This is a genomic window from Kitasatospora sp. NPDC059088 (assembly GCF_042738155.1).
Taxonomy (GTDB): domain Bacteria; phylum Actinomycetota; class Actinomycetes; order Streptomycetales; family Streptomycetaceae; genus Kitasatospora.
Map to the genome: position 1 here is coordinate 22,200 of NZ_JBHYGR010000126.1, position 5,929 is coordinate 28,128.

General features: G+C 74.7%; 8 protein-coding genes. 3 read left to right on the plus strand and 5 right to left on the minus strand.

The window, feature by feature from the left end; genetic code table 11:
- Positions 1 to 106: 106 nt before the first annotated feature.
- Entirely contained in the window at positions 107 to 415 is a 309-nt protein-coding gene (locus ACFWXO_RS36590) for a cupin domain-containing protein (protein ID WP_380529558.1), read from the minus strand.
- A 71-nt stretch (positions 416 to 486) separates the two neighbouring features.
- On the opposite strand from ACFWXO_RS36590, the gene ACFWXO_RS36595 reads away from it, so the two are divergent.
- Together ACFWXO_RS36595 and ACFWXO_RS36600 are read left to right on the plus strand one after the other, a co-directional pair.
- A complete protein-coding gene (locus ACFWXO_RS36595) occupies positions 487 to 1,302 on the plus strand; it encodes a hypothetical protein (RefSeq protein ID WP_380529560.1) in 816 nt (271 codons plus the stop codon).
- Positions 1,303 to 1,349: 47 nt separating this feature from the next.
- A complete protein-coding gene (locus tag ACFWXO_RS36600) occupies positions 1,350 to 2,120 on the plus strand; it encodes a GNAT family N-acetyltransferase (RefSeq protein ID WP_380529562.1) in 771 nt (256 codons plus the stop codon).
- A gap of 16 nt (positions 2,121 to 2,136) precedes the next feature.
- Here ACFWXO_RS36600 and ACFWXO_RS36605 read toward each other — a convergent pair whose 3' ends face one another.
- The 3 genes from ACFWXO_RS36605 to ACFWXO_RS36615 form a co-directional block, all read right to left on the minus strand.
- Entirely contained in the window at positions 2,137 to 3,036 is a 900-nt protein-coding gene (locus ACFWXO_RS36605) for an aminoglycoside phosphotransferase family protein (protein WP_380529564.1), read from the minus strand.
- Positions 3,037 to 3,151: 115 nt separating this feature from the next.
- Positions 3,152 to 3,388: a hypothetical protein gene (locus ACFWXO_RS36610; RefSeq protein WP_380529566.1), complete on the minus strand. Its 237-nt coding sequence runs from the start codon at positions 3,386 to 3,388 to the stop codon at positions 3,152 to 3,154.
- Between the two features lie 56 nt (positions 3,389 to 3,444).
- Complete coding sequence (locus ACFWXO_RS36615) at positions 3,445 to 4,299, minus strand: helix-turn-helix transcriptional regulator (RefSeq protein WP_380529568.1); 855 nt, start codon at positions 4,297 to 4,299, stop codon at positions 3,445 to 3,447.
- Positions 4,300 to 4,401: 102 nt separating this feature from the next.
- On the opposite strand from ACFWXO_RS36615, the gene ACFWXO_RS36620 reads away from it, so the two are divergent.
- Complete coding sequence (locus tag ACFWXO_RS36620; RefSeq protein WP_380529570.1) at positions 4,402 to 5,136, plus strand: SDR family NAD(P)-dependent oxidoreductase; 735 nt, start codon at positions 4,402 to 4,404, stop codon at positions 5,134 to 5,136.
- Here ACFWXO_RS36620 and ACFWXO_RS36625 read toward each other — a convergent pair.
- Positions 5,124 to 5,798, minus strand: coding sequence for an HAD family hydrolase (locus ACFWXO_RS36625; RefSeq protein ID WP_380529572.1), 675 nt, complete (start codon positions 5,796 to 5,798; stop codon positions 5,124 to 5,126). The genes ACFWXO_RS36620 and ACFWXO_RS36625 overlap by 13 nt on opposite strands.
- Positions 5,799 to 5,929: the final 131 nt, after the last annotated feature.

Genomic DNA, 5,929 nt, shown 5'->3' on the forward strand with positions numbered 1-5,929 from the left:
CCCAGTCCACAACCACCCCCAATACGCGGTTGTTCTTTCAGTGTGTCAGAACATCTCACACCACGGGGGGCGCCCCCCCCCCCCCGGCGGGCCCCCCCCCCCCCCCTCACTCCCCCTCGGGGACCTCCACGATCAGCAGCGTGCCGTGACTCCCCGCCCGCACCGCGTGCCGGGTTCCCGCCGGAATCCGGCACAGTTCGCCGGTGCCGACCGTCAGCTCCTCGCCGTCCAAGTCCAGCTCCAGGACGCCGTCGGTGACCACCAGGACTTCCGCCGTACCGTGCACCTCCTCCTCCAGCTCCCGGCCGTCCATCCGCAGCACCTTCACCGCCGCCGTACCGACCCGCTCCAGCACCACCGAGCGCCAGGCGTCGGGCAGTTGGTTCGCTTCTTCGTTCACGTCCAGCACGCTCATGACCAGGGACGCTACCCGCGCCGACCGCCTCATTGGTCGACCGTTTGGCAAAACCTGCCAGGATCTCCAGGGTGAACGCCCGCGCGCTGTACGAGGCGCTACTCGACGCCGACGGCCCCTACGAGGACGTCATCGCCCCCTGGCTCGACCAGGCCGCTGCCGACCACCGCGCGCGCCTCCGTATCGCCGCCACCGCTGACACGCGCTGGTGGGCCGACGACGCGGACCTCCTCGAAGAGCTCTACGCCCTCGGCCGCATCAGCGACTTCCTCCTCCTCGACCCCCAACTCCCGCCCTACCTCCACCTCTTCACCGCCCTCGGCATGACGCCCGTCCTCGAACAGACCCCCTTCGACCCGTTCCTGCACGAGATCACCGAGGTCGAGCAGGCCGAGGACCCGGACTCCCCCGTCGAGGTCCTGGACGTCCGCCACCCCGGCCTGATGCTCGGCGAGCTGCTGTTCAACCGGGCCGGCGTCCGCGTACGAGCCGGAGCCGCCCACGCGGAGCGCGGAGTCGCCGACCGCTGGCCGCTGTTCTGGACCCACCGCCGCGCCCACCGTCCCACCCGGGACCTCTCCCAGGGCTGGGGCGGCAACTCGCAGTGGCGCACCGACTTCCGCCTCGACTACCGCACCGCCGACGGCGACCTGCTCAACGTCGCCGAGGACGCCCCGATCGACGGCCGCCCCGGCCTGCCCCCGAACGCCTACGGCGACCTCGGGCCGGACGAGCGCCTGCTCACCCCCGCCGAGCGCCGCGAACTGCTGCGCCACCGCACCCTCCTGCGCGTCCCCGCGGCCCCCGCCGCAGCCGACGCCGCGTGGGCGGCCGAGCTGTGGCCCTTCGAGTGGCGACTGCCGGACGGAATCAACGAGCCCGGATGAGCGCTGGACCACTGCACATGATCAAGCCGCTCGACAGGTGAAGACGCATGGAAGAACTCCTCCGCCTCGACGACGTCGAGGAAGCCGCCGCCGGCGACGGGCACCTGCTGTGGGCTGCCCAGGGGCAGCACGACGGCCGGCTGGGCCCGGGAGTACGGGCCTGGCGGCACGGCACGGCCCTCGCCGTGGCGAGCCCGGACCTCTCCGCGCGGGACCGGCTCGCGGTCAAGGGCAGTGCCGATGACGCCGCACGGCTGGTGCGGCACGTGCTGACCGAGGTCGGACCGACCTACCGGCCCGTCGGCCGGGCGTCGTTGATCGAGTCGCTGGCCGGCACGATCCCCGGCCTGTCGCTGTTCCCCGCGTTCTACTGGATGGAGACCTCGGCCGTCCCCGACCCGCCCGCCATCGGGGTGCGGTGGCTGGACGAGGTGCAGGTGAAGGAGGCGACCTCGCTGTTCGACCGCTTCTTCCCCGACTCCTTCGCCCAGCCGGACGACGGCGGCACCCACCGCTGGGCCGGGATCGTCGACTCCCTCGACAGCGGCGCCCCGCCGGAGCCCCTGGCCGTCGCGGCCGACGTCTGGTCGGCGGCCGGTTGCGGGTTCCTGGCCGGCGTGTGCACGCACCCGGGCGCCCGTGGGCGCGGACTGGCGCGGGCCGTCTGCGGCTTCGTCCTCGGGGAGTTGGTCCACCGGTACGGGCGGGCGGCCCTCATGGTGCACGGCGGGAACCGGTCGGCGATAGCCGTGTACGAGCACCTGGGTATGAGCAAGCGGCCCCTGGCGGGGGCCCAGGTCGTCGTCACCGCGCCGTAGGACCTCGGCGGCCCCCTCAGGCCGCCCCGCCGTGCTCGGCGAGCAGTTCGCCGAGCACGTACCGGGCGGTGCGCGCCATCCGGGGGTTGCTGTCGCGGTAGTAGTCCAGCTCCGCCAGCGCCACGGACAGCGCCCAGCCCCTCCCCCGCTCCCACTCGGCGGCGTCGGCGCCGACGGCCGTCCGGAAGGCGTCACGGGCCGACGCGGGGAGCACGTACCAGGCGGGGAGCAGGTCCACGGCCGGGTCGCCGAGGCCGGCGCAGCCGAAGTCGATGACGGCGGCGAGCCGGCCGCCCCCGTCGACCAGCAGGTTGCCGGGCTGGAGATCGGCATGGATCCAGACCGGCGGCCCGGCGTGCTCGGGCGCGCCAAGCGCCGTCTTCCACAGGGCGGTTACCGCTGCCGCGTCCACTTCACCCGCCGGCGCCGCGAGTGCCCGCCGGACCGCCGCGTCCCGCGCGGCCAGCGTCTCGCTGCGGTAGGAGGCCGGGGCGCCCGCCGGGTCGGCGCGGCGCATCGCGGTCACGAACCCGGCCAAGTCCGCTGCCAGCAGGGACGGTTGTCGTACGTTCCCGGCCGCCGGGTTGGCCCCGTCCAGCCAGCGCAGCACCGACCACTCCCACGGGCAGCCGTCGATCGGCTCCCCCAGGGCCACCGGAACCGGTACGGCGACGGGGAGTTCGGGGGCCAGCCGGCGCAGCCAGGTGTACTCCTTGCCGATGTCCTCGACCGCCCCGGGGATGCGCGGGATCCGCACCACCAGCTCGGCGCCGAGCCGGAACATCGCGTTGCTGGTCCCGGCCGAGTCCACCGGCTCGACCGGCAGGCCGGCCCACCGCGGGAACCGCGCGGCCACCATCCGGCGGACCAGTTCCTCGTCGACGTCCAGTTCGTCCGCGTGCATCTTCCGGGGCATGGCGTCCGACCCTGCCAGCACCGACCGCCCCCGGCAAGCGAATTACCAGGGCACGACCTGTCCCGTCGGACCCGGCAACCCGGCAACCGGGAAGCCGGGAAGCCGGGCAACCGGTTCAGGCCCCGTCCCCGCCGGCCCCGCCCCGCCAGACGCCGGTGCGGATCCACCGCCTGCCGAGCCCGCCGGCCACGAAGGGGCCGACCAGCACGGACAGCATCCACAGCCCCTCGCTGGCGGGCGAGTAGATGTCGTAGTGCCATCGATCCGGAAGCAGCAACGGCAGCAGGAGCAACGTGACGAGCGCCCCCCAGGTCGCCATCCAAACGATCACCGCGCGCGCCACGACGTCCATGCGCCCCCCTCGGACGTTATTTGAACGCGTTCAATATAGCCGAGGATCGCGCTCGCTCAGCCCCGGACCACGAGGTCCTGACTGCCCAGGACCTTGAGCAGCCGCAGGGCCGAGTGCGAGGGCGTGCCGGGGGCGGCGGTGTAGAAGATCGTCCACTGGTCGCGGTGCGGGTCGTGCAGGGCCTCGCAGTCGAGGTCGAGCGGGCCGACCACCGGGTGCAGGAGGCGCTTGGTCGTCGAGCGGCGCATCTCGACGTCCTGGCGCGCCCACAGCTCGCGGAACTCCTCGCTGGCCGCGAGCAGCCGGTCGACCAGGCGGCGCAGGCCGCTGTCGGCGGGGTAGCGGGCGGACGCGGAGCGCAGGTCGGCGACCGCCCGGCGGCCGAACACGGCCTGGCCGGCCGGGTCCTGGAGGGCGCGGGTGTCCGGGTCGGTGAAGAAGCGCCAGATGAGGTTGCGCTCGCCGGGCGGCAGCGCGGAGAAGTCGCCGAGCAGTGCGGCCGCCATCGCGTTCCAGGCGAGGACGTCGCGGGCGGCGCTGCAGACCATCGCCGGGGTGTCGTCCAGCCGGTCGAGCAGGTGCAGCACGCCGGGCCGGACGTCGCGGGGCAGCGCGGTCGGCGGCAGCGGCGCCTCGCCGACCAGGTGGTGCAGGTGGGCCGTCTCGTCCGCGGACAGCCGCAGCGCCCGGCTGATCGCCCCGATCATCTGCCGCGACGGGCGCGGCCCCCGGCCCTGTTCGAGCCGGATGTAGTACTCCACCGACATGCCCGCGAGCTGCGCGACCTCCTGCCGGCGCAGGCCCGGGGTACGGCGCCGCCCGCCGTCCGGGAGGCCGACGTCGGTGGGCTGGATGCGGGCGCGCCAGCGCCGCAGGAAGGCGGCCAGCTCCGCCCGGTCCACGTGTTCCACGCCCCCAGTCTGGCCCGCCCGCCGCACGCCGACCATGGCACTCCCGGTACCACCCTCGACAGTGCTCTCCCGGCCCGGCCGCCGCCCGGCCAGAGTCGGGGCATGACCACGAACCGCATCGTCCTGATCACCGGCGCCAACAAGGGCATCGGCCTCGCCACCGCCACCGAACTCGCCCGCGCCGGGCACACCCTGCTGCTCGGCGCCCGCGACCCCGAGCGCGGCGCCGCGGCCGCCGCCGGCCTCACCGCCCAGGGCCTGACCGCCCGCGCCGTCCGCCTGGACGTCACCGACCCGGCGAGCGTCACCGCCGCGGCCGCACTGGTCGACGCCGAGTACGGGCGGCTGGACACCCTCGTCAACAACGCCGGGATCACCCGGGACCTCGGCACCGCCCCGGAGAAGCTGCCCCTGGACGACCTGCGCGCGACCTACGAGACCAACGTCTTCGGCGCCGTCACCGTCATCAACGCCATGCTGCCGCTGCTGCGCCGCTCCCCGGCCGCGCTGATCGGCAACGTCTCCAGCGGCCTCGGCAGCTCCTCCGTCCTCGCCGACCCGGACACCCCGGTCGGCGAGTACGCGGCGCTGCTCGGCTACAACACCTCCAAGGCCGCGCTGAACGCCGTCACCCTGGTCTACGCCCGCACCCTGCGCGCCGAGGGGATCAAGGTCAGCGCCCTGGAACCGGGCCACTGCGCGACCGACATCAACGGTCACTCCGGCCCGTCCGACGTCCAGGAGGGCGGCCGCCGGATCGCCCGCCAGCTCGGCGCGGCGCTGACCGCGCCCACCGGCCAGTTCTTCCACCCCGAGGGCGGCACCTACCCCTGGTGAACCGCCCCGCCGGCGATCAGCGCGGGCAGCTCGCGCATGTCCCGGAACACCACCGTGCCCGGCCCGGCGAGCCGCTCCGCCGCCGTGACGCCGCCCGCGTAGCCGAGCGCCCGCATCCCGGCGGCGCGGGCGGCCGCCACCCCGGGGCCGCTGTCCTCGACCACCACGCAGGCGGCCGGGTCGACGCCCATGCTGCGCGCGGCGTGCAGGAACAGGTCGGGCGCGGGCTTGCCGCGCCCGACCTCGGTGGCGCTGTGGATCCGGCCCTCGAAGCGCCCGTACAGCCCGGTCCGGCCCAGCGTGTGCCGCATCTTCTCGTGCGTGCCACTGGACGCCACGCACATCGGCAACCCGAGCTCCGCCAGGGCGTCCAGCGCCTCCGGCAGCCCGTCCACCGGCGTCAGCCCGGCGTCCACGGCCTCGGCGTGCAGCTCGCGGAACCGCTTGTCGAACAGCGTCGCGGCCTCCTCCCCGAGCCGCTCCGCCAGCATCGCGTGGTTGGCCGCCTCCGACCGGCCGACGAACTTCTCGACCACCTCGGCCCCGGTGAGCGGCCAGCCGAGCTCGGCGGTCAGCTGCCCGACCACGCGGACGACGATGATCTCGCTGTCCACCAGGACGCCGTCGCAGTCGAAAATCACCAGGTCTATCGGTTCGATCATCCGCTCAGCAAAGGGCGGGCCCGGTAACGGTCAGGGGGGCGGCGGGGGGGGGGGGGGGGCGCCGCCCGCCCGCGCCCGCCGCGGGGCGCGCCGCGGGGCGGCGCCGGTGGGGGGGGGACAGCAGCGCTGAG